We start from the raw sequence: 25,784 nt of genomic DNA on the forward strand, positions 1-25,784 counted from the left end.
CCGATCGCCCGCTAGCAGGTCCCCGCGCATCGATCGCCACTCACCGATCGCCGATCGCCGCTCACCGATCGCCGCTCACCGATCCCCCGCTTCCCCACCGCACCCGGGAGCCCCATGTCCTCCGCACCGTCCCCGTACTCCCCGAACTCTCCCGGGAGACCGTCGGACCCCGCCCTGCTGCGCAGAGTCGCGCTGTCGAGCCTGCTCGGCACCGTCATCGAGTACTACGACTTCCTGCTGTACGGCACGATGGCCGCGCTCGTGTTCGGCCCGCTGTTCTTCCCGGACTCCGATCCCACCGTCGCCACGATCGCCGCCTTCGGGACGCTGGCCGCCGGCTACGTGGCGCGGCCGCTCGGCGGCGCCGTCTTCGGGCACTTCGGCGACCGGCTCGGCCGCAAGTCGATGCTCGTCCTGACGATGGTGCTCATGGGTGTGGCGAGCCTCCTGATCGGACTCCTGCCGACGTACGACACGATCGGCATCGCCGCGCCCGTCCTCCTCGTCCTCCTCCGCGTCGTGCAGGGCATCGCGATCGGCGGGGAATGGGCCGGCGCGACGCTCATGGTCGTCGAGCATGCCGACCCGCGGCGCCGCGGCCTGTGGAGCGGGGTGATGCAGATGGGGTCGCCGATCGGCTTCCTGCTCTCCACGGTCGCGGTCACCCTGACCACGCTGCTGCCCCGCGAGTCCTTCCTCTCCTGGGGCTGGCGCGTCCCGTTCCTGTTCAGCGCGGTGCTCCTCGCCGTCGGCCTGTACGTGCGCGTGAGCATCACGGAGAGCCCGCTGTTCCGCCAGGCGGCGCGGGCGGACGAGGCTGGCAAGGAACCCGGCGTGCCGCTGGCGCAGGTGCTGCGCAAGCCCCGGAACCTCGTGCTCGCGTGTGCCGTGGGCATCGGCCCCTTCGCCCTGACGGCACTGATCAGCACGTACATGCTCACCTACGCGACGGCCATCGGGTACGCCACCTCCGAAGTGATGACGGGCCTCGTCTTCACCTCGGTCACGGGTCTGGTGACCATTCCGCTCTTCTCCGCGCTCTCCGACCGCGTGGGCCGCCGGGCCGTCGTCCTGGGCGGCGCCGCGGGGGTCGTCCTGCTCGCCTTCCCCGTCTACGCCCTGGTCGACGCCCGGTCCCCCGCGCTGCTCGTCCTCGGCATGGTCATCGGCCAGGTGGTGCAGTCCGCGATGTACGCGCCGCTGGGCCCGCTGCTCTCCGAGATGTTCGGCACCCGCGTCCGCTACACCGGGGCCTCCCTCGGCTATCAGCTGGCCGCGCTGATCGGCGGCGGGTTCACCCCCTTGTTCGCGAGCAGCCTGCTCTCCGCCTCGGGCGAAGCGCGGAGCGCGCCCCTCGCGCTGCTGGCGCTCGTCTGCGGCCTCGTGACGGCGCTGGCCATCTGGCGCACCGCCGAGACCCGGGGCCGGGATCTGTCGGAGGAGGATCCGGCCGCCACCCGCACCACCTCAGCGGCACCGAGTCGTGTCGAACCGTTCGGAAAGGAGCAGAGCGCATGAGGCTGACGGAGGAACAGGACGAACTGCGGTCCGCTGTACGGGCGCTGCTCGGCCGTCATGCGGGGGACGCGGCCTGGCGTCCGCTGACGGAGCAGATCGGCGTCGCCGGGCTCGCCGTCCCCGAGGAGTACGGCGGCGCGGGCTGCGGGGCCCGCGAGGTCCACGTGGTGATGGAGGAGCTGGGGCGGGAGCTGTCCCCCGTGCCGTACCTCGGCTCGGCCGTGCTCGTGGTGCAGGCGCTGCTCGCCTCGGGCGACACGGCGGTGTGCGCGGAACTGCTGCCGGGACTGGCCTCGGGCGCCGTGGTGGGGGCTCTGGCCTGGGCCGAGAACGGGTCCTGGGACCCGGCGGCGGTACGGGCCGAGGCCGTCCCCGGGCCCGGCGGTGGCTGGCGGATCACCGGGGTCAAGGAGCACGTCCTCGACGGCGCCCGCGCGGAGCTGCTGCTCGTGCCCGCCCGTACGGAAGCGGGTGTCTCGCTCTTCGAGGTGTCCCGGGACGGTGCGGGCGTGGACCGTACGCCGGCGGTGACGATGGACTCGACCCGGGGGCAGGCCCGCCTGGCCCTCGCCGGGGCGGAGGGCCGGCTGGTCGGTGCGGAGGGCGACGGCGGGCGGGTGCTGCGGCACGTCCTCGACCTGGCCTGCGTGGCGCTCGCCGCCGAGCAGGTCGGCGCCGCCGCGCGCTGCCTGGAACTCACCGTCGCCTACGCCGGGGAGCGCGTCCAGTTCGGCCGGCCCATCGGTTCGTTCCAGGCGGTCAAGCACCGGCTCGCGGACGCGTACGTCCTGGTGGAGTCGGCGCGTTCGGTCGCGCTCGGGGCCGCGTTCGCGGTGGCCGAGGGGGCGCCGGACGCGGCGCGCTGCGCGGCCGCCGCCAAGTCCGCCTGCTCGGAGGCGTTCTCGGCGGTGGCGGGCGAGATGATCCAGCTGCACGGCGGCATCGGCATCACGTGGGAACACGACGCCCACCGCTATTTCAAGCGCGCGCACGGCTCGTCCCAGCTCTTCGGCCCGCCGGCGTGGCACCGCGCGCGTCTGGCGGCCGGTCTGGGCCTGGCGGCGGCCACGCGGTGACCGCGAGCGGTCAGCGGCTACCGGCCCGTACGGGCCTCCGGACAAGGTACGCGGCGGCGGAGGCGACGAGCACCAGCATGCACGCGATGAAGACGAGTCCCGCCCCTTCGAGTCCGAGCGGGTCGGCCAGGAGTCCCACGCCGATCACCGGGATCGAGATTCCCGTGTAGGCGACCACGAAGAGGGTCGAGATCACCGCGGCCCGCCGGTCCTCCGGAGCCGCCGCGGCGACGGACGACAGTGCCGCGCGGAAGGCGAGGCCCTGTCCGACACCGCCGACCACGGCCGACAGGACGACGAACACCAGGAGGTCGGTGTAGAGGGCCGCCCCGAGGAGGGCGAGGCCGGCGAAGAGCACGACGCAGCCCAGCGGCAGGGACCGCGCCACCCCGACACGGTCGACGGCCAGCTGTCCGGCGGTGGAGGCGAAGAAGGCCAGGGCCACGACCAGGCCGCTCACGGCGTGGTTGTCCACGTGCAGGAAACGGGCGAGGAAAGCGGGGCTGACCGAGGTGAACACGCCGAAGAGCGCGAAGCCCACGAAGGACGCGATCGCCGCCGGCACGAACACCGCTCTCACCTGGGCCGGGAGGCCGGGCCGCCGCGGCCGTACGGCGGTCAGCGGCCGGCGCTCCCGCACGGTCTCCGGAAGCCACAGCACCACGCCCACGCTCAGTGCCACGAGGCCGAGGTGCACGGCGAACGGCAGGAGCAGCGGCTCGGGGGCGTACTCCGCGAGCAGGCCGGCGAGCAGCGGGCCACAGCCCAGCCCTCCCATGTTGGCGGCGGTCGCCACGAACGTCGCCCTGGACGCGCCGCCGGGCGGGGCCAACTCCATGACGTACGCGGTGGCGGCGCCGGTGAACAGGCCGGCTGACAGACCCGACAGGAGCCGGCCCGCGTACAGCCAGTCCACAGTGCTCGCGCAGAGGAAGCAGATCGCGCTCGCCGCGGAGAACCCCAGGCCCCAGAGCAGCGTCGGCCGCCTGCCGATCGTGTCCGAGGCGTTGCCGGCCAGGAGCAGGACGCCGATGACCCCGAAGGCGTACACGGCGTACACGACGGTCACCGTCAGTTCGGAGAACCCGAACTTCTCCTGGTAGAGGGGATAGAGCGGCGTCGGCAGCGTGGTGCCGGCCATGCACACGACGAACACGGCACCGGCGAGCAGACAGCGGAGCCAGCCCTGACGTTCACCTTCCATGGCGCCGACCGTAACCCCGACGGACGCCGCGACACCGACACGACCTGCGAAAACCACAAGGGCGTCACCCGGCCCGCCCCGGAGCGGAGGGGCCGGACGACACCCCGGTGCGAGGCCGGACGCGGCCGAGGACCTGTCTGATAATTGATCTTGTGGTGGGTCGTGGCGAGCTGACGGATGTGGCGTGAGAGCGGATAGCGCCTCTGCTGCCGGGTGTTGATGGGCGAGTCGGCCGTGGCGGGATCACCGGCAGGTGATCAACGGGGTGTTGGTCCGGGTCCGGGACGAATCCGTCGGGAGGGTGCCCCGGACCGGCGCCGGCCGGCGCCGCCGCAGGCCCGACGCGGTCATCGCGGACAAAACATCCCACGCGGATAAGCGTCAAGCTGCCGCTGCCTTGAGGCCTGCTGAGGCCTGTGGGAAAGCGACTGCTTCGTCGTAGGCGTGACCGTTCTGGAGGCAGTGGAACAGCATGCCCATGAACAGGTTGAAGAGGTTCCGCTGTGCTGCGACGTGACGGTCGCCGGCTGCTCGTCGGCGGTCGTAGTGGGCTCGGGCGCCTGGCGACCGGGCGAGAGCGCCGAATGCCCAGACGTAGCCGACGGCGGCCAGTCTCTGGTTCTTGACCTTCCGGCTCATGACCTTGCAGCTCTTGCCACTGCCCTGGTGACGGGGGCGCTTCCCGCGTAGGCCTTGAGGGATCCGGCGGTGGCGAAGCGGGTGCGGTCGTCGCCGATCTCCGCCAGGACCCGGGCGCCGGTCAGTGCGGCGAGACCCGGAAAGCTGCGGATGACCGGCGCGTCCGGATGCTCCTCGAAGGCCTGCGTGACGGCTTCTTCGAGCTGGTCGGCGTTGTCGCAGGCGGTGTCCAGCTGCCTGAGCAGAGCGGAAGTCTGATGTCCGAGAGCCGTCTCGACCTGCGGGAGCTGGTGGAGGTAGTCGCGGCTGAAGACCTCGTGGAGCCGTTCGGCTTCGCCCTGGATGCCGCGGACGCGGCCGGCCTGCTTGAGCAGAGACTGCAGACGCCTCCGGGTCAGCTTCGCGGCCATGGCGGGGTCGGTGCTGCAGCCAGGATGCTGCGGGCTTCCCTTGAGCGCAGGCCGTGCTTGTGCTGGGCAAAGGCGTCGAGGATCGCAGGATAGAACTCCCTGACCTGGGAACGAAGCTTGTTGTGGGCCTGGCCTCGGGCCCAGACGGCGTCTTGCTGGGCCCGGGCGAGCACGGCGATGGCCTGGACTAGCTCGGAGTCCGCCGGCAGTGGCCGGTGGGCGGCCATGTCGGTTCGCAGGATGTTGGCCAGGGCGGCGGCGTCGATGGCGTCCGACTTCTTGCGGGCGACGGAGTGGCGGTCGCGGAAGCCGGCGACCGACAGCGGATTGATCGCGAAGACCAGTCGTCCGGTGGCCCGCAGACAGGCGACAAGCAGTCCGCGTGACGTCTCGATCGCCACTGGAATAGGCATTTCCTTGCTGTCGCCGTGCTCGGTCAGCAGAGCCGTGAGCTGGGCAAGCCCTGCGGCATCGTCGCTGATCCGCACCTTGGCGAGCTGCTGTCCACCCGCATCGACAAGTGCGACGTCGTGGTGATCTTCGGCCCAGTCCACCCCGCAGAACACTGGCGTCGGTAACCCGGTGATCTCCATTCGGTCCTCCTTCGTGACGACTCTCTTACCAGGTCAGAGCCTGTGCAGGGTGCGCGTGCTCCCTAATGGAAGTGCTCAAGGCACGTCATCCCACCAGCCGTTCGCAACCCCAGCGAGTCACGCGGCCCTCGGTCCGCGTCAGAGCTGAAGGCTCAAGGCAGAGCTGAGAGGTGATCCGCGCAACCGGCTCGGACTACGAACAGCCAACCGACTCAGAGCCGCAGCCGGACTGAGCGCTTTCCAACCTCACGCTGATGCGTGGTGAAGGACGAGGACGGCCTTCACGATGTCGGTGATTCGGTTGGTGCTGCAGCGGTGCTTCCGCAGGAGGCGCCACCCCTTGAGGGTGGCCATGGCCTGCTCGCCGAGGCAGCGGATCTTGGCGTGGGTGGTGTTGTGACGGCGCTTCCACTGCTTGAGGCGCCGGCCCCGAAACGGTACGCGGACGGGTCCGCCAGCGCCTTGATACGCCTTGTCCGCCCAGCATTTGAGTCCTGCTTCGGTGAGGGCTTCGATGATCCCGTGGTGTCGCACGGCGGTCAGGTCGTGAGTCGAGCCGGGCAGCGCCGACGAGGCCCAGAGCAGGCGTCCGAACGGATCGGTGAGGACCTGCACGTTCATGCCGTGGCGCTTGTGTTTCCCGGAGTAGTAGGGGGTGTCGGCGGCGATGCGGTCGATCGGCAACAGGGTTCCGTCGAGGATGACGAACGCCTTCTCCCGGATCGTCCGCATCGCCTCGGCCAGGGACGGTGCGAGGGCGGACAGGGCCACGACGGCTTCACGTATGCAGCGGTAGATGGTCGCGATCCCGATGCCGAACCCGGCGGCCAGCTGGGCATAGGTGTCACCGCACCGCAGGTGGGCCAAGGCGAGCAGGGCCTGTCGCGAGGCGGGAAGACGCCGCCACCGTGTCCCGATCTCCTGCCGCCTGGCCTTCAGCCGCCCGGTCACGCGACCTCGTCGGCCGTCAGGAGCAGATGGACCGGCACGACGACCGCGCCGGCGGCCAGGATTGCTTAGTAACTCCGCGGGAAACCGACGCAGTTGGGCATCATGAGCGCCACCGGTCCCCGGGACCGACACCCAGGCCGCGCAGGGCCCCCGCCTGTGCCAGCGCCTCGGCCCACAGCCGCCCGTAGGTGATCCGCGTACCGCCGTCCACCACCGCGACGCGGTCGGGATGACGGCGGGCGGCCTCGGCCAGAACGGCGGCGAGCGACAGGGTCATAGGAGCACTCCAGAGACGGGGGAGGAAAGCATGCGGAACGGTCGCCTGCCTCCGACGTCGGTCCCGGAGCGGCGAACAGGACCACCTCACCGTGATCACGCGGTGGCGGACAAGCGTTTCCCGGCGGAGCGGGTCGAGCGCACAGGAAGCCGTGCGCGGGCTGTTCCCGCGAACAACCCCGCCCTTGACCGCCTGGCTCACCCGGGGCGTGAACGGATCGCTCTCCCCAGGGCCGTGAACGGGTCGGCCTCATCCCGGAGACTCCTGGCCAGGGGCCCGTTCGCCGTCGACCGTCCCCGCTCCATCGCCGCGCGCCCTGTCATCGCTGCCGGCGTGGCAAGGCGCTTCCTCAGTGGCTGACGGGAACGCCCGTGGCCGGGGACTCCGGGACGCCGAGGCGCCGGGCGTCCTTCTCGGGGCGCATGAACAGGGCCGCCAGGAGGCCGGTGACCAGCAGCAGCGCCGCCGTGACGAGCCAGCCGTTCCGATAGCCGATCGTCGCCGTCGCCGCGATGTCCACGACCCACCCCAGGACCAGGGGCGACAGGATCCCGCCCAGAGCGAAGACCGCCACCAGGGCGCCGAGCACGACACCGCGCGGGGAGGGCGGCGTGATCCGGGCGATCGCGGTCTGCGCGACAGCGATCATGACCAGGGCGAGAGCCATCGGGCCGAACATCATCGGCACCTTGACCCAGAGTGCGGTGGCGGTCGCGAACACGGTCACCGCAGCTGATGAGGCCACCAGCAGCAGCCCGGCACCAGCCCCGACGGGCAGCCTTCCACCCGTGCCGCGCAGGGCGGCCATGTGAGCTTGGCGCTCATCACCCAGTAGGCCGCGAACGCGCCCAGGGCCGCCGTGACGAACGTGCCGGAGAGGAAGACGGACCGCAGTGGCACCTCCGCGCGTCCGGGTCCGCCGTCCGGGGTGTTCGCGCGGCGGCCCACGGGCGGGGCCAGCGGCCCCTCCTCGACCACCTCCTCCACATGGGCACGCAGATGAGTTACGCGGGCCGCCCGTACGACAAGGTCACTCGAAGCCCAGCTCTACTTCGCTGTCCTCGCCACCGCACAGGCGACCGGCAAGCCGGGAACCGGTTTCCGCTACGAGAACGGCAACGTCGAGGCCCTGCGCCGTGTCACCGGCACCACCACCTCGGCCCTGCTGTCCGAGATGGTCTGGTCCTGCATCGGCGCCGAGGAGGACGCGTACTACCTCCTCGACACGGAGGGATCCGAGGTCGCCTGCGGCGGATTCAGCGCCACCGCCCGCGACCTGGCCCGCCTCGGCGGGATGATCCGCTGCGGCGGTGCGATCGGCGACAGCCAGATCGTGCCGGAAGCCGTCGCCCCGACCATCGTCTCCGGCGTCCCCGACGGCTACCCCCGCCGCGTGCGCTTCCCCGCGCTCGACTTGGTGATCGTCCACTACGCCTCCCCAGTCGTCTCCCCCGCCGCCCCCTGGTCCAGGCGTGCCTGAAGATCGGCACACCGGCACGAGTACCGACGGGTCGGGGGCGAACAGCGGGCTGTGGTTGCCCGGCACCTCGCCGATCTTCTCGGCCAGGTCCGTGCCGGGGACCGCCTCCCACACGTCGGCCGGGGTCGAGGTGACGTACCAGCAGTGGCGCGGGACGCCGTCGGGTGCCAGCAGGGAGAAGTCCTCGCTGCCCATCGGCGGGCCGACGTCGAACACCGTTTCAGCGCCGGAGAGTTCGCGGCGGAACGTCGCGTTCAAACCGTCCGACCGAGGCCCGGCGTGGCCGTACCGCCCGTCATACGCGCGCCGGAGCCGGACTCCCCGTCGCACCCGGAGCATGCACCTCACGACCGGTCAGCATCTGGAGGACCAGAGCACCCACGCACAGCAGCGCGCTCAGCCCCCAGATCGTCAGATACGCGGAGAGCGCCGGGATCTCCGTACCCCCGACGACAAGCGAGCCGAGGACGACCGCCGAGCCCGCGCCCGCGACACTGCCGCCCAGGGTCTTCAGGTTGTTGTAGACGGCGGTAGCACTCGCCGTCCGGTCCGTGGCGCTGCGTTCCACGATCAGAGTGGGCAGACCGCCCAGGGCCAGGCCCATGCCGAAGCCGGCGACGGCGGACGCCAGGGCGAACAGTGGCAGTGCGGTGTGCGTGGCGATCAGCCCCACGTTCCCCGCCGCCATCAGTGCGAAGGAGAGCAGCAGCACCCGGCGGTAGCCGGTGCGGGCCGCCACCCGGGCGACGAGGCTCGCCCCGGTGAACGCCAGCACATGCGGCACCGCGCCCCATGCGCTGATCTCCCAGGTGGTGAGCCCGAACCCGTACCCCTCGTCGGCCGTGGACGCGGCCAGATATGAGATGCCGACCGCCTGCCCGCCCAGCATCACCGCGCCGAAAAGGAAGCCTGAGACGTAGTAAGGCGCGGACTGGCGGCGGGCCACCGCCCGGACGTCGACCAGGGCGTGCGGCCGGTCCCGTTCGAGCCGGACCCACCAGGCGAGCAGGGCCAGGGAGAGCGCGATACCGCCCAGGGTGAGCGGAGAGGTCCAGCCCCAGGTCGCGCCGCGCGCCGTCGTGCCGAGGAGCAGCAGCAGCGAGAGGCCGAGCAGCAGCGCTCCCGACCAGTCCATCCGGCCCGGTGCACGCGTCCGGGACTCCGGGATGGCGCAGTACGACAGGGCCAGGCAGGCGCACGCGAGCGCGGCGAGGACCGAGAGGGTGGGCCGGACGCCACCGGTGAGTGCGAGCAGGGGGCCCACCAGAGCATGCCCGAGGAGCGAGCCGAGGGTGAGCGCGCCGACAAGCAGCCCCACCGCCCGCCGCCCGCCCTCCAGGTCGAGCCGGTCCCGTACGAGACCGATCTCCAGCGGCAGCAGCGCCGCAAGCGGACCCATCAGGGCACGACCCACCAGCAGTACCGTCAGATTCGGTGCGAGGGCCACCAGGACGGTGCCCGCCGCGACGCAGACCAGCGCGATCCGGACCAGTCGACGGTGACCGTACAGATCGCCGAGGCGCCCGAACACCGGCACCCCCACCGCGGCGGCCAGGAACTGGACCGCCATGTACCACTGCGCCTGCGACGCGCTGATGGACCGCCAGTCCTGAACGGCCGGTACCAGCGCCGGCGCCGAGCCCTGGAGGAAACCGCTGACCAACTCGAAGACGACGAGCAGGCCGACTACGGCGGTCACCCGGGGCGCCGCCACCTCCGCCGTCCCGCGCGGGGCCGTCATGCCGACGCGCCTGCGGCGAGCCGCTGCTCCGCGAGCTCGCTGAGCAGCGCCGCCTGGCGGTGGAGCACCCGGTCGTCGAAGACCGCTCGCGGGGAGTGGTTCTGGGGTGCCTTCTCCACGTCCACGCCCTCGGGCGCCGCGCCGACCAGCAGCATCGCGCCGGGCACCTTGTTCAGCACAAGGGAGAAGTCCTCCGAACCGCTGGCCGGCTGCGGCGCCTCCCACACCTCGCCCGTGCCGAACAGCTCGCGCGCCGTGTCCAGCGCGAACGCCGTCGCGGCCGGCTCGTTGACGGTGACCGGATAGAGCATCTCGTACTCCACCTCCACGTCCAGGCCGTGTGCGGCCGCGATCCCGCGCACCAGGCGCGGCAGCCCCGCGGCCAGCCGCTCGTGGTTGGCCTCGGAGTAACTGCGTACGGTCGCCTCGAACTCGGCCGTGTCCGGGATGACGTTCTGCTGGGTACCGGCGTGCAGCCGCCCGACGGTCACCACCACCGGGTCGAAGATGTCGAAGGTGCGCGTCACCCAGTTCTGCAGCGCGGTCACCATCTCGCAGACGGCCGGCACCGGGTCCTTGGCGTGGTGCGGAGCCGAACCGTGCCCGCCCTCGCCGCGCACCGTCACACGCAGGACGTCGGACGCCGTCATGACGGTGCCGGGCCGGGACGCGACCCAGCCGCCGGGCAGCCGATTGGCCGAGACGTGCAGGGCGAAGGCCGCGTCGAGCGGCTTGCCCGCCGCGCCCAGGACACCCTCATCGATCATCGCGCCCGCCCCGTTGTGCCCCTCCTCGCCCGGCTGGAACATGAACACCACATCGCCCTGGAGGCTCTCCCGGCGGTCCGCGAGCAGCGTCGCCGCACCGACGAGCCCGGCGGTGTGCAGATCGTGCCCGCAGCCGTGCATCCGGCCCGGCTGCTCGGAGGCGTACTCCACCCCCGTCAGCTCGTCCACCGGCAGTGCGTCCATGTCACCCCGCAACAACACCGCCCCGCCGGGACGGCCTCCGCGCAGCACGGCCGTGACCGAGGTCAGCTCCCGGCCCAGCGTGATCTCGAGGGGGAGACCGTCGAGCGCGGCGAGGACCTTCTCCTGCGTGCGCGGCAGCCGGAGGCCGAGCTCCGGCTCCCGGTGCAGCGAGCGGCGCAGCCGCACAAGATCGGGCTGGAGTTCCCTGGCGCGTTCCAGTACGGACATGCTGCGTCAACCTCCTGATACGGTTCCGGCCATCGGTGCGGCAAGACTGAAGTCCTGGCCCGCCCAACCGACCCGAATCGCAGGAAACGCGCAAGGGATATCGAATGACGCAGCATTCTGGCCACGGACCGGTACGGAATTCCGGGCACGGGCCGGTACGGGCACTCGACGACGTCGACCAGGCCCTGGTGCACGCGCTGCAGATCGCCCCCCGCGCCGGCTGGAACGAGATCGGCGCCGTACTCGGATTGGACGCCGTCACCGTGGCCCGCCGCTGGCACCGGCTCACCGAAGCCGGCGCTGCCTGGATCAGCTGCTCCCCCTCCCCCGCCCTCGCCGCGAGCGGACAGGGACTGCTCGCCGTCGTCGAGGTGGACTGCGCCAGCGGCAGCCTGCTGACCGTCGCCCGGGCCCTCGCCGAGCTGCCCCACGTCACCGCCGTCGAACACGTCAGCGGAGACCGCGACCTCCTGCTCACGGTGATGGCCACAGACCTCGCCGCGCTCACCCACTGGGTGACTCGCGGCATCGGCGCGACGCAGGGCATCGTCGCCACCCGGACCCACCTCGCGAGCACGGTCTACACCGAGGGCAGCCGCTGGCGGCTGCGCGCCCTCGACCGCACCCAGATCGCCCGCCTCGCCGAGGCCAGCACTCCCCGCACCGACACCCCAATCTTCCCCCTCACCGACCTGGACCACGCCCTCGTCGGAGCCCTGTCCATGAATGGCCGCGCCACCTATCGCGCCCTCGCCGACGCCTGTGGAACGAGCCCGGACACCGTCCGTCGCCGACTCGGCCGGCTCTTCGCCGCCGGCATGCTCCAGCCCCGTTGCGAGGTCGCCCGCCCCTTGTCGGAGTGGCCGGTCACCGTGATCCTCTGGGGGAGGGCCGCCGCAGCGGAGTTGGAGAGCGTCTCCCGCGCCGTCACCGGCGCCCGCGAAGTACGGCTGTGCGCCGGTCTCACCGGCCGGAACAACGTCCTCGTCGTGGCCTGGGTGAAGTCCCTCGCCGACGCCCAGCGCTTCGAGGTACGACTCGCCCAGCGCGCCCCCGGCCTGGACATCACCGACCGAGCCGTGGCCCTCTGGCCGCTGAAGCTCAGCGGTCACCTGCTCGACGAACGCGGCTACCGCATCGGCGGCGTCCCACTGGACGCCCGCACGGCCGACGCCACCCGGCGAGATCCGGAAGAGTCATGAACGGTCTCCTCGCGGCCGCCGCCGAACTCGACGCGGGACTGGCCATCCTCTTCGCCGGTGCACCGCCCCACTGATCGCGTACTCCTCCGACGACGCCCCGGACGCGACAACTCCTCCGCCAGCGACTTCAGGGCGCTCCTGCAGGAGGCGTTCGAAGTCCTGCGGGGCGCCGCGTAAGGCGCCCCGCTCGGGAGCGGAAAAGTTGATCGGACTGCCGAAGCTGTCGGCCGGGCCTCGGCAGCCCTCGGGCTCGCAGGTCGGGGTCGGGTCATCCGTTCGGGAAAGCCTCGGCCATCAGCTTGGCACGCAGGGCCGACCACTGAGCCAACATGTCGTTCACGAGGTAGAGGTCACGGCGGCGGGTCCAGGGCTGGCCCGATTGCGGATCGTACGTGTGCGGCATGCTGAAGCCTCGAGGGGCGTACGCCTTCAAGCCACGGTCCCGGGTGGTCTGGACGCACCGCTTGTGGTGGTCACGGAACCCGATGACGCAAGCGGTGCCGGCACCGCCGGGCACCCTCTTCCGGGCCTCCGCCACCTGAGCCGCGACCCCGTCCGTGCTCAGGTAGGTGATCGTGCCGTCCGGCGCGATCAACGGCTCGATCGACGTCACGTCCGACATCCCGTACTTGGAAACCAGGAAGCGGGCGATCTCCCACTGGGCGTAGACCGGAACATTGCGCCGGGCCCGGACCCTCGCAACCGTGTCCGCCAGTTCCTCGTTCACCGGGCCCGGCTCGTAGCGGACCTTGACCGGGTCGCCGCCGCCTGCCGGCGGACGGTTGCCGAAGCCGAACGCCAGGATGAAGTCGCACTCAGCTGGCGGAGCCGTCTCCGGATGCCAGTCGAAACCCACGTCGTAGAGAAGGGGAGCCAGGGCTTTGGCCGCATCCCTGTCCGCGAGTTCCGCGGTCAGGACGGCACTCATGTGCTGAGGCAGGCCGGTCGCACTACGGTCGGCCGCGTGCGCAGGGGCTGCGCCCAGCAGCGTGGGAGTGGCCACGCCGGCGGTCAGGGCGGCGGCGAAGTCGCGTCGCTTCATGAGGTGCTGGTCTCCTTGCGGTCAGTTGACGAAAAGCCCACGCGTCGGCGGGTACGACCGGGGCTCCATCGGCCGAATCGAGGCCTCCGGTGGTGGACAGCGACAGAAGGCGGCTCGGTCCAGCGAGCGCTCCGCACTGTGGATCTCACCGAAGATGATCTCCATGCCTCGAATGCTCTGGCTCTCAGGAGACTGGGCGATGAACAAGACCCGGCATACTGCCGCCGATCAGTCGTCACACCGGCGGCGGCCGCCGTCGGCATCAGGGGATGGACGGCGGCTTAGAGGTCATCTCATTTGGTGAGTCTGCGGTAGCAGATGAGGGTGCAGGCGATGCTGGTGAAGGCGAGGAAGTGGTCGGCCTTGCGTTCGTAGCGACGGTGAAGTCGTCGGCAGCCGGCGAGCCAGGCTATGGTGCGTTCGATGGTCCAGCGGTGGCGGCCCAGTCGCTGCGAGGACTCGACGCCCTTACGGGCGATGCGGTGGGCGATGCCGCGCTCGCACAGCCATCGCCGCAGGTGGGAGTAGTCGTAGCCTTTGTCACCGTGGAGCTTGCCGGGCTTGCGTCGCCGACGTCCGCGGCGGGAGCGGATCGGTGGGATGCCCTTTACCAGCGGGATCAGGGCCTGGCTGTCATGCAGGTTCGCCGCCGAGATTGCGACAGAGACGGGCAGACCCGTCCGCTCGGTGATCAAGTGAATCTTCGACCCGTACTTGCCCCGGTCGACAGGATTCGGACCTGTCAGGTCCCCCTTTTCAGGGCCCGCATGTTCACCGAGTCGATCGCGCAGCGGGACCAGTCCAGCTCGCCTCGGGACCCGAGCTCGTCGAGGACCAGACGGTAGAGCTTGGCCCGCAGCCTACCGAGCCAGCCAAATGAGATGACCTCTAAAGATAACCGCAGGTCAGCGGCTCGGGACGCGCAAAACGGACTCAAGATCAATGTGCATTGTGTGCGCTATGGACGCTACGCGCGAGCTTTGACGCACGCCGGAGAGCGACGCCGGACCTCCGTAGACACAGATCTCGCCGCATGGCATTCGAAATGCAATGCGCGTTGCATTGCTAGCGACGGCACCGATTTCCCTGCCGGGGACCGCCCCGCCAGAAATATCTGCATCTCCCTGCCGCTGCGGGCTGGCTGTGGCAGAGCCGTAAGTCCTGTGCAGGGAGCGTCAGTCACGAAGGAGGGGCCCGAAGAGGTGCGAGCATCTTCGCCGCCGCTCCATTGAGGCCACCGCCAGAGCGCCCTGGCCGGGCTGGCCTGCCTCCTGGGTCGGTCGCGACGCGGTCGGCCCCTTCGTTCGGGTTGTGGCGGGTGCGTCGGGCGGTGCGTCAGATGACGGCTTCGGCGGCGGCTCGGCCGGCCTCTCGGCCGCTGAGGAGGCAGCCGCCGAGGAAGGTTCCTTCGAGGGCGTTGTAGCCGTGGACACCGCCGCCACCGAATCCCGCGACCTCGCCCGCCGCGTAGAGGCCTGCGATGGGCTGGCGGTCCTCGGCAAGGGCGCGTGAGTGGAGGTCGGTCTGGATGCCGCCGAGGGTCTTGCGCGTGAGGATGTGCAGTTTGACGCCTATCAGGGGTCCGGCGGCGGGGTCGAGGATTCGGTGCGGGGCGGCCGCGCGGCCGAGGCGGTCGCCGAGGTAGCGGCGGGCGTTGTGGATGCCCTGGACTTGGGCGTCCTTGCTGTAGGGGTTGGCGATCTGGAGGTCGCGAGCTTCGATCTGTTCGCGGATGCGGTGGGCGTCGAGCAGGGGCCGGTCGGTGAGCTTGTTCATGCCGTCGACGAGTTCGGCGAGGTTGTTCGCGACGACGAAGTCGGGTCCGTGCCGCTTGAACGCCTCGACGGGACCCGGGGCCTTCTTGCCCAGAAGGCGCGTGCGGACGAACGCGCCGCGGTCCTTGCCGGTGATGTCGGGGTTCTGCTCGGAGCCGGAGAGGGCGAACTCCTTTTCGATGATCTTCTGAGTGAGGATGAACCAGGAGTGGTCATGGTCGGCGATGTCCGGGGTCGTGCGCAGATGGCGCAGGGTTCCGAGGGTGTCGTAGCCGGGGAGGCAGGGGGCGGGCAGGCGTCGGCCGAGGGCGTCGAACCACATCGGGGACGGGCCGGGGAGGACCCGGATTCCGTGTCCGGGCCAGATCGGGTCCCAGTTCTCCAGGCCCTCGGTGTAGTGCCACATCCGGTCCTGGTTGACCAGCCGGGCGCCTGCGCGGGCGCTGATGTCGAGCATCCGTCCGTCCACGTGCGCGGGTACCCCGGTGACCATGTGGGCGGGTGGGGTGCCCAGGCGCGTGGGCCAGTGGCGTCGTACGAGGTCGTGGTCGGCTCCGATTCCGCCGGTGGTGAGGATGACGGCCTGGGCGGTGAGCTCGAAGGGCCCCGTCTCCTCCCGGCTGGTGGCGACTCCGCGTGGTGCGGGGTCGTGGGCCAGGAGCTGCCCCTGTACGCCGCACACCGTGCCGCCTTGGACGATCAGCTCGTCGACGCGGTGACGGTGGTGGAAGGTGAGGAGTCCGGCGGCGGCGGCTTCGTGGGCGTAGCGGGCGAAGGGTTCGACGACGCCGGGTCCGGTGCCCCAGGTGACGTGGAACCGGGGGACGGAGTTGCCGTGGCCGCCGGCTCTGAGGGCGCCGCGCTCGGCCCAGCCGACGGTGGGCAGGAGACCGATGCCGTGGCCCGCGAGCCAGGACTGCTTCTCGCCTGCGGCGAATTCGACGTAGGAGCGGGCCCAGCGGACCGCCCAGCTGTCCTCGTCGTCGAGGCGGTCGAAGCCGGCGCTGCTCTGCCAGTCGCTCCACGCCAGTTCGAAGGAGTCTTTGACGCGCAGGCGTCGCTGCTGGGGTGAGTCGACGAGGAACAGGCCGCCGAAGGACCAGAACGCCTGCCCGCCGAGGTTCGCGGGTCCCTCCTGGTCGACGAGGGCGACCTTCCGGTTGCGGCTGGTGAGTTCATGGGCTGCCACCAGGCCGGCGAGCCCGGCTCCTACGACGATGACATCGGCTTGCACGGTGCGTGGTTCCTTCCGTGTGAGTGTGGGAGCTTGAGCCCCGGGGGCCGGATGTCAGGGTCCGGCCCCCGGGGCGGTCTCAGGACCTGCCGGGGACGGTCAGCTCGGTCGTCAGCAGGTCGTGGGCCGCGCTGCGGGAGGCGTGCAGCAGGTACGGGCCCGGGGCGACGGTCCAGCGCCGGGCGTCCTCGTCCCAGACGTGGAAGGCCCGCGGGGCGAGCGTGATGTCGGCGTGGGCGGTCTCGCCGGGCTCGGCGGTGACGGTCGTGAAGCCGACGAGGCGGCGGGCGGGCCGGTCCGGCTGGGGGTGGAGGGGGGCCGCGTAGATCTGGACGGTCTCTCGACCGCTCCGGGTGCCGGTGTTGCGCAGCCGGACCTCGACCCGTTCGGGGGTGGCGAGCATCTCCTCGTACTCCCAGGTGGTGTAGCCCAGGCCATGGCCGAACGGGTAGGCCGGGGCGGCGCTGTGGCGCTGCCAGGCCGGGTAGCCGATGAAGACGCCTTCCTCGTACGGGAGCGTCCCGTCCTTGGGGGTGACGTCGGTGACGGGGGCGTCGGCGAGGGTCGCGGGCCAGGTGGTGGGCAGTCGTCCGCCCGGTTCCTCGTTGCCCAGGAGGACGTCGGTCAGGGCGGCGCCGCCTTCCTGGCCGGGGAACCAGGACAGCAGGACGGCCGCGACCTCGTCGCGCCAGGGCATCTCGACCGGGGCGCCGGAGTTGACCACGACGATCGTCCGCGGGTTGACGGCGGCTACGCGGTGGACGAGTTCGTCCTGACGGCCGGGCAGCTTCAGGCTGGTGCGGTCGAATCCCTCGCTCTCGACGGCTTCGGTGGTGGCGACGACCACGATCGCGGTGTCGGCCGTCCGGGCGGCGGCGACGGCTTCGTCGACGAGAGTGTCACCGTGCCCGGCCGGGGGCCGGTGAGCCAGGGCGAACGTGACGCCTTCGACGGGGCCGTAGGACAGTTTCGGGTCTCCCGCCCACAGGCTCACGTCCACGGGCACGCCCGCTTCCAGTCGGATCGAGCCCCGTTCGATCGGGCGGCCGGTGAGGGCCCCCAGGGGGTCACCGCCCTCCGGGCGATGGACGCCGTCGAACAAAGTGGTGCCGCCGACGCGCAGGCGGAACGCGCCGACCCCCTTGGTGCCGAAGTGGTGCGTACCGCTCTTGCCGGGCGTGTACGTTCCGGTGACCTCTACCGACGCGAGCGCCCGGAAGTCGGCGCCGCCGGGCAGTGCCGAGGCCATCCAGCGTATCCGCCCGCCTTCTTCGAGACACTTCTCGGCGAGCACGGTGCCGTGCTCGTCGCGAAGGACGGCACGCAGGTCGAAACCGTCGCCGGCGAGGGTGAGGCCCTCGTGCGGGTCCGCGCCCACTGCGTAGACGAGTTCGGTTCCGTCAGGCAGGGCACCGCTCAAGGCCTCAAGGACGGTGACCACCCGGCCGGGGAACACGGTGGCCGAGCCGCCGCCCTGCACACGGCCTTCGCGGGCCGCGCTGCCGATGAGCGCGATCGTCTCGCCCGGGGCCGGGGCAAGGGGCAGGACGCCGCCGTCGTTGCGGAGCAGGACGAACGAGCGGGCGGCGACTTCCCGCGCGAGCAGTCGGCCGTCCGCCACGGGCGGCAACGTGTCTGCGGGTACTACAGGTTGGGCCCCGTCCAGGATCCCGGCGCGGGCCGCGAGGAGCAGTACCCGGCGGACGGCGTCGTCGACGGCACTCTCGGCGACGCGGCCGGCGCGTACAGCGTCGGCGAGGGCCGGGCCGAACACGGTCAGCGGGCCGGGCATGGCGATGTCCAGGCCGCCGGTGATCGCCCCCACGGTGTCCCGGGCGGCCAGCCAGTCGGAGACCACCACGCCGTCGAAGCCCCACTCGCGGCGCAGCACGTCGACCTGGAGCCGCCGGTGTTCGGTCATCGTCACTCCGTTGACCTGGTTGTAGGCGGACATGACCGCCCACGGCCGGGCGGTGTCGACGATCTCCTCGAACGGGGCGAGGTACAGCTCGCGCAGCGCCCGCTCGGACACCTGGTTGTCGACGGTGAACCGGGCCGTCTCGGCGTCGTTGGCGACGAAGTGCTTCACTGTCGCCCCCACGCCGCCGTCCTGGACTCCGGACACGTACGCGGCGCCGATCCGGCCGGTCAGGTACGGATCCTCGGAGTACGCCTCGAAGTGGCGGCCGGCCAGCGGCGAGCGGTGGAGGTTGACCGTGGGGGCGAGCAGCAGGTGCACGCCCTTCCTGCGGGCGTCCTGGGCGAGCACTCGCCCGGCCTGCCGGGCGAGGTCAGGGTCCCATGTGGCGGCGAGGGCTGTCGGGCTGGGCAGGGTGAGCGCGGGATCGGCGGCGGTCCAGGCGGTGCCGCGTACGCCGATGGGGCCGTCGGACATGACGAGGGAGCCGAGGCCGATCTCGGGCAGGGCCGGCAGCGACCACAGGTCCTGGCCCGCCAGGAGGCGGGTCTTGGCATCCAGGTCGAGACGGGCGAGGGCGCGCTCGACGACGGTGCCGTGGTCTGCGGTGCGGGGAGAGATGAGGTGGTCCACCGGGTGACTTCCTGGGGTTCGCTCTGCGAGGGCGGGAGCTTGGACGATTCGGCCTTCGCGAAGGGGTTGTGGTGATTGCCGCGGCCGGGCGGCGTCCTCGGATTTCACGGCTTTGGTGCCGCGCCGGGGACGGGGAGGACGACGTCGGGCAGACGGGGATCGTCCTCGGCCGGCAGGACGTCGGCGGTCTCGACCAGCCAGCGCACCATCGCGTCGTGCAGGCGCTGCTGCACCTGCGCGTGCTTCTCGTGGCCGGCGAGGTTGTCGCGCTCGTGGGGGTCGGTAGTCCTGTCGTAGAACTCGGGCTCCTCGTAGAGGCGCCACACGTATGTCCACCGCGCGTCACGTACGGCGATCGCCTTGCCCACCAGGGTGGGGTCGGCATGCTGGAGTTCGCCTTTGCGGTCGTACGGGAACGAGGGCTGCTCCAGCCGGTTCGCCTCCTCGACGGTGAAGCCGCCTTCGGTGAAGGCGAACTCGCGGTGAGGCGCGGCCGGGTCGCGCAGGAGAGAGACAAGACTGCGGCCGAAGTGGCGGTGCGGGGCGTCCACGCCTGCCAGTTCGAGGACCGTCGGCAGGACGTCCACCATCTCGACCATCGCCTGACTCGTCTGGCCTTCCCCCAGGCCGGGGGCGCTGATGATGAGCGGGTCGCGGGTGATGCAGTCGTGCAGGGCGGAGGGCCACTTCTCGATCAGGCCGAAGTCGCCGAGGTATTCCCCGTGGTCGGCGAAGAACAGCGTGACGGTCGATTCGGCGGCCCCGGCGGTCTGGACGGCCTTCATGACCCGGCCGAGCTGGTCGTCGAGACGGCTGATCATGCCGTAATACGTGGCGGTCACCTCTCGCCACTGCTCGTCGGTCACCTCCTCGATCCCGTATGCCTCGCGGATCGCCTGCATGTAACGCGGCTCGCGCGCCCGGTCGCCGGGCTCGGCCGGGCCGGGCAGGGCGTCGCGGTCGTACTGGGAGAACCACGGCTCCTCGACCTGGAACGGGCAGTGCGGCGCCACGAGGGGGACGAAAAGGACCCACGGCTCCGCCGGCGGGCTCTCCAGCCAGGACTCGGCCGTGCGGACGGCTGCCTCGTCGGGGTCCACCCGCCCGTCGTCGGGAACCTCGCCCCGGTAGAAGAGCCGGGACCACACGCCGTCCGGGTAGGGGCCGCCGTAACCGATCGTCGGGAACTGCGCGAAGCCGTACTCGTGCACGCTCAACTCGGTCGCGCCCGGGGCGAAGGTGTCGCCGCGCATCCCTGCCCAGGTGACGTGATAGCCGGCGTCCTTGAGGATGCGCAGCAGGTTCGGCTCGTGGGGCTTGAGCAGGTGGGTCAGGGTGCGGTGGCCGGCTGTGTGCGGATACCAGCCGGTCAGCAGTGAGGCCCGGCTCGGCGAGCAGACGGGGTGTTGCACGTAGGCGTTCGGGAAAGCGGTTCCGCGCGCGGCCAGTGCGTCGATGTGCGGGGTGCTCACGTGGGGGTTGCCGAAGGCGCCGATCGCGTCCGCGCGGAGCTGGTCGGGCATGAAGATCAGGAAGTTGGGGCGGGACACCGCGTGTCTGTCCTTTCGATCTGCTGTGAAGGAGGAACGGCGGTCAGCGCGGTCAGCGCACGCCGCGGATGCGCTGGTTGCAGAAGGCTCCGGCGAGCCCGATGAGGCCCCCGGCGAGGAAGTAGGCCGGGTAGTTGTCGCCGTCCCCGAGGGAGAGGAACAGCGGGGCGACCGCAGGCATGAGCACCTGAGGCAGGGCGTTGGCCAGGTGGAGAACCCCCATGTCCTTGCCCACGTCGGCCCGGGAGGGCAGCACCTCGGCCACGAGCGCCAGGTCGACCGCGAGGAAACAGCCGGCCGCGATGCCCGTGACGGCCGTGGCCAACAGGTAGAAGCCAAGGGTCGGCGCGTACGCCGCGAGGACATGGGCCAGCGCCAGGACGACCGCCGAGACCAGGACGAACGGCTTGCGCCGGTGCACCCGGTCGGAGAGTGCCCCGAAGACCAGGGCCGCCAGCACGATCCCCACGATGTTGACCAGCAAGGCCTTCAGGACCACAGGTCCTACGGTTTCCTCGGTGTAGCCGAAGCGGCTCATCAAGAAGAAGGTCTGGTAGCTGACCAGGGTGACGTTCCCGCACTGGACGAGGAACCGGGACAGCCACGCCCACGCGAAGTCGGGATGCCGGCGGGGACTCACCCAGTACGCCTGCAGCCAGGTCGAGGGTCGCAACGGCCGGCGGTCTGCGGCGGCCAGCCGGCGGTCACGCAGCACGACCGCCAGGATCCCCGTGCCGACCAGGCAGAACAGCCCGGGGACCAGGATCGCCAGCGCGAGATTGGGCAGGAAAAGCTGGGCAAGGAAGACCCCGCCCACCACGCCCAGTTGCGTGGTCAGGCCGGTCAACGCCGACACCTTGCCGAGCTGGGCCGGCGGCACCTGGTCGGGGACCACCGGGTTCAGCCCGGCGAGGAGGATGTTGAACGTCAGCTGGGTCAGGGCCCATGCGGCAACCAGCATGCCCACGCTGTCGGCAGTGGACAAGAACCCCAGGCTCGCCACACCCAGCAACGCGCCCGAGACGATCCACGGACGTCGCATGCCGAAGCGGCTCGTCGTCCGGTCCGACAGGACACCGAAGACGTTCTGGGCCACCACCGCCACCGCGGCGCCCACCGTCAGGACCAGCGACAGGGTGGCCGCCTTGTCGTCGGGGGCGATCTGCTGCACGCGCAGAGCAAGGGTCACCTGCGTGAGCGGCAGGAGCGCGAGCCAAGTGGAGAAGTAGCCGCCCGTGAGCGCGGCGATAAACCCGGCGCTCACGCGGTCCGTAGCGGCCGCTCCCGTATCTGCCCGGCTTTTTGCGGCCGTGGCAGCGGGAGGAAGAGGGTCGATCGTGCCCATCGAGGCACCTCCGAATCTCGGCGGGGACCCGCCCTGCGGGCGGAGAAGGGGGACCACCCTCACGCACAAACTTCAACCAAACATGAGGTGCACACGTGTCACATCGGCGGCTGCGCACACCGTTACACGCGAGTGCTTCCAGCACAACCCCTTGGTAACTTCTATGTGACACGTGTGCACCAGGAGGAGGTATCCTCGGAAACCGAACCGGAGGCCCCTCAGCACTCAGGAGCCGTGATGCCCACCGCCCCCCGCAAGGCCCGCCCGACCAGTGCGGACGTCGCGCGCCTGGCGGGCGTTTCCCGCACCACCGTCTCGTACGTCCTGAACACCCCGGGCGACCGGCCGATCAACGACGACACCCGCCGCCGTGTGATGGCCGCGGTCCACGAGCTCGGCTACGCCCCGCACAGCACCGCCCGGACCCTGCGCGCAGGCCGCAGCAACATCGTCCTGGTTCCGATGCCCCAGCTCCCCCTCGCCCCCACCCGTCACCGCTTCCTCGAAGAGCTCAGCGGCGAGCTGGCGCACCACGGCCTCACGATGCTCGTCCACGGCGACCGCGGGGCCAGCGGTGTCGAGGGCGCCCGGGCTTGGGCGGAGCTGCGGCCCGCCGCCGTCTTCACCGAGGCGGACCGCTGTCCGGCGGAGGCGGCTGAACTACTCGGCCAAGCCGGCGTCGACACCGTCCTCCTCTACGGCCCGAAGGCCCAGCCGCACGCACCCACCCTCGTCATCACGAGCGCCGGCGTCGCTGAACTCGCCACTCGGCACCTACTGTCCCGCGGCCACCGACGGCTGGCCTGCCTCGTGCCAGGGGGCGACATCTCGGAACTCGCGCGGGCCCGGTTCGACGCCGTCACCATCATCGCGGGCCGCGAGGGAGTGCCCGTCCAGCGCGTCGCATGCGAACTGAGCACCGCAAGCCTCGCCCCAGCCGTCAACTCGTGGCGCGACCCCCAGCAACGCCCCGACGCCGTCTACGCCTACAACGACGAATACGCCCTCGTCCTCATCCAGTCGCTCACCGACGCCGGACTGCGCGTTCCGCACGACATGGCCGTCGTCGGGTCCGACAACCTCCCCCTCGGGTCCGCACTCCGCCCTCGTCTGACCACGACCTTCCTCGATCTCTCTCCCGCCGCCGCGGCCGTCGCCGCGTCCATCGCCTCCCTGCTGAGAGGCGATGGACTGAGCCCGGACATCACGGCGGCCGAACCGAAACTCCTGATCCGCGACTCCGGCTGACCGGACACGCCGGCCGGTCACCACGCGTCAGGTCACCACTTCCGCCGGGGGCGGCCGGCGCGGATGGGGCCTCAATCACTCGGCGGGACCGATCGCGAAGGCCGGGACATGGAGGCGGCAGAGCTCAGTGGCCATGCCTCGGGGCCGACGGGCAGGGCAGCGAACCGGCCACCCAGGATGGGCCATCGCCCGGGAGTGAGCGAGCACGTGCAGGGTGAGCACGGACGCTCACCAGTCCGGCCAGGAGCCCCCGCCCCGTGGGGCGCCTTGAGTGACACCTCCTCTTCGGTGGAGCCCTACGCGACGGATAGGTGCGTCGGGAACATGCGAGCTGAGACGCAACAGCCACCCGCCTCCGGAAGGAGCCGATTTCCATGAAGGAGCCGATCCATATGGGCGAGACCAGCACTCCTCCCCGCTGCTGCATGCCCTCTGCCGGTGGTGCGCCGGCCTCACGCGTCGGGCTCCCACTCGCTCATCGGACCCCGCGGACACCCTCGTCGGACGGCATGGTGCTGCTGCCCGGCGGCGAGTTCCTGATGGGAGCCGACGACGCCGAGAGCTTCCCCGGAGACGGGGAAGGACCAGTGCGGCTCGTACGACTCCCCCCGTTCCGGATCGACGCCTGCGCGGTGAGCAACGAACGGTTCGCGGCCTTCGTCGCCGACACCGCATACCAGACCGACGCCGAGCGGTTCGGCTGGTCGTACGTGTTCGCCGGCTTCCTCCCCGCTGACCTACGGCGCGGCGCACCGCGGCCCGAGGGCACCCCGTGGTGGTGCGGCGTCGAGGGCGCCTCCTGGCATCGACCCGAGGGGCCGGGCAGCACGCTGGAGGGGCGCGGCGCGCACCCGGTGGTGCACGTGTCCTGGAACGACGCGGCGGCATACGCGCTGTGGGCGGGCAAGCGGCTACCGACCGAGGCCGAGTGGGAGTACGCGGCGCGCGGCGGCCTGGAACAGAAGCGCTATCCATGGGGCGACGAGCTGAACCCGGACGGAGCCTTTCGCTGCAACATCTGGCGCGGGCACTTCCCCGCGAAGAACACCGCCGAGGACGGCTACCGCGGCACCGCCCCCGTCGACGCCTTCGCGCCCAACCGGTTCGGCCTGTGGAACATGGCCGGCAATGTATGGGAGTGGTGCACCGACTGGTGGACCACCGACCACGACGCAGCCCGCCCCCTGGTGAATCCCCAGGGCCCGGCCGCCGGTACCGAAAAGGTCATCCGAGGCGGCTCCCACATGTGCCACAAGTCCTACTGCAACCGTTACCGCGTCGCGGCCCGCAGCGCCAACAGCCCGGACAGCTCCAGCGGGCACGCGGGCTTCCGCTGCGCCGCACCCCTATGAGAACCCCTATCGCCCCTCCGGCCAACGACCTGGCAGGCCCTCACAAGGCGGGCGATCCAATCGCTGGTCGTGCCGGCCCGGGCCGGCCTGAGCGGTTCGGCCACGATTCGGAGGTAGGGACGCCGGTGCGCAAGAACGCGGAACGTAGTCCATGTGCAGCACGGCAGTGCGGCTGACCGCCGAGCCACGATGAGCCGAGGCCGGCGAGCCCGAGGATGCCTGCTCGCTCACGCTCACGCCGAGAAGGCCGTCACGTCGGGCCGTCGCGAACCCGGTCGACGTCACGCGCGGACCGTTCGCCGGGCTTCAATCCGGCGGCAGAGGTCCATCATCAGCGCAGAAGGGGCAGCGGACCGGTTTAAGGACGGGGGATTCTCGGTTGGTCGCCCTCTTGCGTGGACGTCGATCGTCAGTGGCCATCGACATGGAGGGCGGCGACAAGAGATCGCGGCAGCACCTCCTGCCATCCGAACAGACGGACCCCCAGCACCGCGTCTCCCTCACGGTGGACTTCGAGGCCGGGAAGGTCGGTCTGACACCACGCCGCGTCACTGTCCATGCCCGACCATCGGCCCCTTCGGAGCGGTGGATCGCCGCCGCCCGTCCCGCCGTGCCCTGACGTCACCCGTCCGGCCCTTCCGCCGCGGTGACCCGGCCCGCTGACAGTGCTGTCGTCAGCGTCTCCCGGGATGCCGTGTTTGCCGACCACCTCTGGCTACGCGTCGGGTTCCCGCCCGGGCGGCGAGCACCTCGCGTACCTGGTGCACATCCGCGCCGGCCAGGTCAGGTCCCAGCTCGATCGCACCGAGGGCCGCTTCGCCACCCCGCAGGGACGTTCATCAGCCGGGACATACGGTGAACCGGCGGATGCCGTAGGCGGAGGCGGCCGCCCCGGCCAGCCGGCCACGAGAAGACACTCGGGAGCCCTCACCGCCCGAATTGTCACCCCATGCGAAGTGGTAGAGGCGGGTCATCAGCCGACCATTCCCATGTGCAGGTCGTCCTGCGCGCTGATGCGCTCCGCTGTCGAGTCGAGGTCGGCGACCTCGCCCTCGTCCCAGTACCAGCCCGTCGCCTCTAACGCGGGGAGCAGAGGTTGTTCTCCGCGAGCAGGCCGTTGGGGCCGAGGGGCGGCCATGTCGGGCAGCGCGTTCAGCGCGGGCTGAGTGGGGAGCGGGCAGGACCTGGCCCAGCGCTCTCGGGGACTACCAGTGCCAGGGTCGCGACAGGGGTTGGGCTCTCACCAGCCACGAAGCGGCAGGCGAAGGGAGCTCAAGCGCCTCGCACGCAACGCAGCCGAGCTGATGGCATGTCCGCCGAGCTCCAGGCCGGCGGTATCCAGCTCGAACTCCTCACAGGCCCGCTCACCGGCATCGACGACCCCAGCGGCACCGACG

General features: G+C 71.1%; 18 protein-coding genes and 4 pseudogenes. 7 read left to right on the forward strand and 15 right to left on the reverse strand.

The genetic code is table 11. The features are described 5' to 3' along the window. Positions 1–114: 114 nt before the first annotated feature. On the forward strand, positions 115–1,518 hold the full coding sequence (locus ACIBG6_RS05560) for an MFS transporter (RefSeq protein WP_399221256.1): 1,404 nt from the start codon (positions 115–117) through the stop codon (positions 1,516–1,518). Further along, on the forward strand, positions 1,515–2,594 hold the full coding sequence (locus ACIBG6_RS05565) for an acyl-CoA dehydrogenase family protein (protein WP_399221257.1): 1,080 nt from the start codon (positions 1,515–1,517) through the stop codon (positions 2,592–2,594). Before ACIBG6_RS05560 ends, ACIBG6_RS05565 begins: the two co-directional genes overlap by 4 nt. Positions 2,595–2,604: 10 nt before the next feature. On the opposite strand, the gene ACIBG6_RS05570 is transcribed toward ACIBG6_RS05565, so the two are convergent. Then, positions 2,605–3,798, reverse strand: coding sequence for an MFS transporter (locus tag ACIBG6_RS05570; protein WP_399221258.1), 1,194 nt, complete (start codon positions 3,796–3,798; stop codon positions 2,605–2,607). 194 nt (positions 3,799–3,992) lie between these two features. On the opposite strand from ACIBG6_RS05570, the pseudogene ACIBG6_RS05575 reads away from it, so the two are divergent. Beyond that, positions 3,993–4,081, forward strand: a pseudogene (locus tag ACIBG6_RS05575) (IS5/IS1182 family transposase); the annotation flags it as partial. Between the two features lie 98 nt (positions 4,082–4,179). On the opposite strand, the pseudogene ACIBG6_RS05580 reads toward ACIBG6_RS05575, so the two are convergent. The 5 genes and pseudogenes from ACIBG6_RS05580 to ACIBG6_RS05600 form a co-directional block, all read right to left on the reverse strand. After that, positions 4,180–5,440, reverse strand: a pseudogene (locus tag ACIBG6_RS05580) (IS110 family transposase). A 246-nt stretch (positions 5,441–5,686) separates the two neighbouring features. Beyond that, positions 5,687–6,391: a transposase family protein gene (locus ACIBG6_RS05585; protein WP_399221259.1), complete on the reverse strand. Its 705-nt coding sequence runs from the start codon at positions 6,389–6,391 to the stop codon at positions 5,687–5,689. A gap of 2 nt (positions 6,392–6,393) precedes the next feature. Further along, positions 6,394–6,668 (reverse strand): annotated as a pseudogene (locus ACIBG6_RS05590) (AMP-binding protein); the annotation flags it as partial. A 349-nt stretch (positions 6,669–7,017) separates the two neighbouring features. Continuing rightward, positions 7,018–7,395, reverse strand: coding sequence for a hypothetical protein (locus ACIBG6_RS05595; protein ID WP_399221260.1), 378 nt, complete (start codon positions 7,393–7,395; stop codon positions 7,018–7,020). Then, positions 7,392–7,655, reverse strand: coding sequence for a hypothetical protein (locus ACIBG6_RS05600; RefSeq protein ID WP_399221261.1), 264 nt, complete (start codon positions 7,653–7,655; stop codon positions 7,392–7,394). The genes ACIBG6_RS05595 and ACIBG6_RS05600 overlap by 4 nt, the downstream gene beginning before the upstream one ends. Before the next feature lie 187 nt (positions 7,656–7,842). Between ACIBG6_RS05600 and ACIBG6_RS05605 the strand changes: the two genes are divergently transcribed. Further along, positions 7,843–8,148, forward strand: coding sequence for a hypothetical protein (locus ACIBG6_RS05605; protein ID WP_399221262.1), 306 nt, complete (start codon positions 7,843–7,845; stop codon positions 8,146–8,148). 295 nt (positions 8,149–8,443) lie between these two features. On the opposite strand, the gene ACIBG6_RS05610 is transcribed toward ACIBG6_RS05605, so the two are convergent. After that, positions 8,444–9,889 carry an MFS transporter gene (locus tag ACIBG6_RS05610; protein ID WP_399221263.1) on the reverse strand — a complete coding sequence of 482 codons (1,446 nt, stop codon included), beginning with the start codon at positions 9,887–9,889 and terminating at the stop codon, positions 8,444–8,446. After that, entirely contained in the window at positions 9,886–11,088 is a 1,203-nt protein-coding gene (locus ACIBG6_RS05615) for a M20 family metallopeptidase (protein WP_399221264.1), read from the reverse strand. Before ACIBG6_RS05615 ends, ACIBG6_RS05610 begins: the two co-directional genes overlap by 4 nt. A 104-nt stretch (positions 11,089–11,192) precedes the next feature. On the opposite strand from ACIBG6_RS05615, the gene ACIBG6_RS05620 reads away from it, so the two are divergent. Then, positions 11,193–12,290 carry an Lrp/AsnC family transcriptional regulator gene (locus tag ACIBG6_RS05620; protein ID WP_399221265.1) on the forward strand — a complete coding sequence of 366 codons (1,098 nt, stop codon included), beginning with the start codon at positions 11,193–11,195 and terminating at the stop codon, positions 12,288–12,290. A gap of 268 nt (positions 12,291–12,558) precedes the next feature. Here the strand turns inward: ACIBG6_RS05620 and ACIBG6_RS05625 are convergent, their stop codons facing one another. From ACIBG6_RS05625 to ACIBG6_RS05650, 6 genes and pseudogenes are all read right to left on the reverse strand, one after another. After that, positions 12,559–13,332, reverse strand: coding sequence for a hypothetical protein (locus tag ACIBG6_RS05625; protein ID WP_399221266.1), 774 nt, complete (start codon positions 13,330–13,332; stop codon positions 12,559–12,561). 293 nt (positions 13,333–13,625) lie between these two features. After that, positions 13,626–14,194, reverse strand: a pseudogene (locus ACIBG6_RS05630) (IS5 family transposase); the annotation flags it as partial. 473 nt (positions 14,195–14,667) lie between these two features. After that, positions 14,668–16,341: an FAD-binding dehydrogenase gene (locus ACIBG6_RS05635; RefSeq protein WP_399221267.1), complete on the reverse strand. Its 1,674-nt coding sequence runs from the start codon at positions 16,339–16,341 to the stop codon at positions 14,668–14,670. Positions 16,342–16,420: 79 nt separating this feature from the next. After that, positions 16,421–18,892 (reverse strand): beta-glucosidase H, encoded by a 2,472-nt coding sequence (locus ACIBG6_RS05640; RefSeq protein WP_399221268.1) that lies wholly within the window; start codon positions 18,890–18,892, stop codon positions 16,421–16,423. A gap of 104 nt (positions 18,893–18,996) precedes the next feature. After that, positions 18,997–20,442 (reverse strand): sulfatase-like hydrolase/transferase, encoded by a 1,446-nt coding sequence (locus tag ACIBG6_RS05645; RefSeq protein ID WP_399221269.1) that lies wholly within the window; start codon positions 20,440–20,442, stop codon positions 18,997–18,999. A gap of 52 nt (positions 20,443–20,494) precedes the next feature. Beyond that, the gene (locus tag ACIBG6_RS05650; protein WP_399221270.1) at positions 20,495–21,787 is read right to left on the reverse strand and encodes an MFS transporter; all 1,293 of its coding nucleotides are present in this window, start codon (positions 21,785–21,787) and stop codon (positions 20,495–20,497) included. Between the two features lie 237 nt (positions 21,788–22,024). Here ACIBG6_RS05650 and ACIBG6_RS05655 point away from each other — a divergent pair, with 237 nt between their 5' ends. Both ACIBG6_RS05655 and ACIBG6_RS05660 read left to right on the forward strand, forming a co-directional pair. Further along, a complete protein-coding gene (locus ACIBG6_RS05655) occupies positions 22,025–23,035 on the forward strand; it encodes a LacI family DNA-binding transcriptional regulator (RefSeq protein ID WP_399221272.1) in 1,011 nt (336 codons plus the stop codon). A 374-nt stretch (positions 23,036–23,409) separates the two neighbouring features. After that, positions 23,410–24,387 (forward strand): formylglycine-generating enzyme family protein, encoded by a 978-nt coding sequence (locus tag ACIBG6_RS05660; RefSeq protein ID WP_399221273.1) that lies wholly within the window; start codon positions 23,410–23,412, stop codon positions 24,385–24,387. 973 nt (positions 24,388–25,360) lie between these two features. On the opposite strand, the gene ACIBG6_RS05665 is transcribed toward ACIBG6_RS05660, so the two are convergent. Then, entirely contained in the window at positions 25,361–25,525 is a 165-nt protein-coding gene (locus ACIBG6_RS05665; RefSeq protein ID WP_399221274.1) for a hypothetical protein, read from the reverse strand. Positions 25,526–25,784: the final 259 nt, after the last annotated feature.

It is taken from the genome of Streptomyces sp. NPDC050842 (assembly GCF_044456565.1).
Lineage (GTDB): Bacteria > Actinomycetota > Actinomycetes > Streptomycetales > Streptomycetaceae > Streptomyces.

Bases quoted from the DNA above. Each gene is read 5' to 3' on its own strand.
- ACIBG6_RS05560 (WP_399221256.1), top strand. From the start codon at position 115: ATGTCCTCCGCACCGTCCCCGTACTCCCCGAACTCTCCCGGGAGACCG.
- ACIBG6_RS05565 (WP_399221257.1), top strand. From the start codon at position 1,515: ATGAGGCTGACGGAGGAACAGGACGAACTGCGGTCCGCTGTACGGGCG.
- ACIBG6_RS05570 (WP_399221258.1), bottom strand. From the start codon at position 3,798: ATGGAAGGTGAACGTCAGGGCTGGCTCCGCTGTCTGCTCGCCGGTGCC.
- ACIBG6_RS05605 (WP_399221262.1), top strand. From the start codon at position 7,843: ATGGTCTGGTCCTGCATCGGCGCCGAGGAGGACGCGTACTACCTCCTC.
- ACIBG6_RS05610 (WP_399221263.1), bottom strand. From the start codon at position 9,889: ATGACGGCCCCGCGCGGGACGGCGGAGGTGGCGGCGCCCCGGGTGACC.
- ACIBG6_RS05615 (WP_399221264.1), bottom strand. From the start codon at position 11,088: ATGTCCGTACTGGAACGCGCCAGGGAACTCCAGCCCGATCTTGTGCGG.
- ACIBG6_RS05620 (WP_399221265.1), top strand. From the start codon at position 11,193: ATGACGCAGCATTCTGGCCACGGACCGGTACGGAATTCCGGGCACGGG.
- ACIBG6_RS05625 (WP_399221266.1), bottom strand. From the start codon at position 13,332: ATGAAGCGACGCGACTTCGCCGCCGCCCTGACCGCCGGCGTGGCCACT.
- ACIBG6_RS05650 (WP_399221270.1), bottom strand. From the start codon at position 21,787: ATGGGCACGATCGACCCTCTTCCTCCCGCTGCCACGGCCGCAAAAAGC.
- ACIBG6_RS05655 (WP_399221272.1), top strand. From the start codon at position 22,025: ATGCCCACCGCCCCCCGCAAGGCCCGCCCGACCAGTGCGGACGTCGCG.
- ACIBG6_RS05660 (WP_399221273.1), top strand. From the start codon at position 23,410: ATGAAGGAGCCGATCCATATGGGCGAGACCAGCACTCCTCCCCGCTGC.
- ACIBG6_RS05665 (WP_399221274.1), bottom strand. From the start codon at position 25,525: ATGGCCGCCCCTCGGCCCCAACGGCCTGCTCGCGGAGAACAACCTCTG.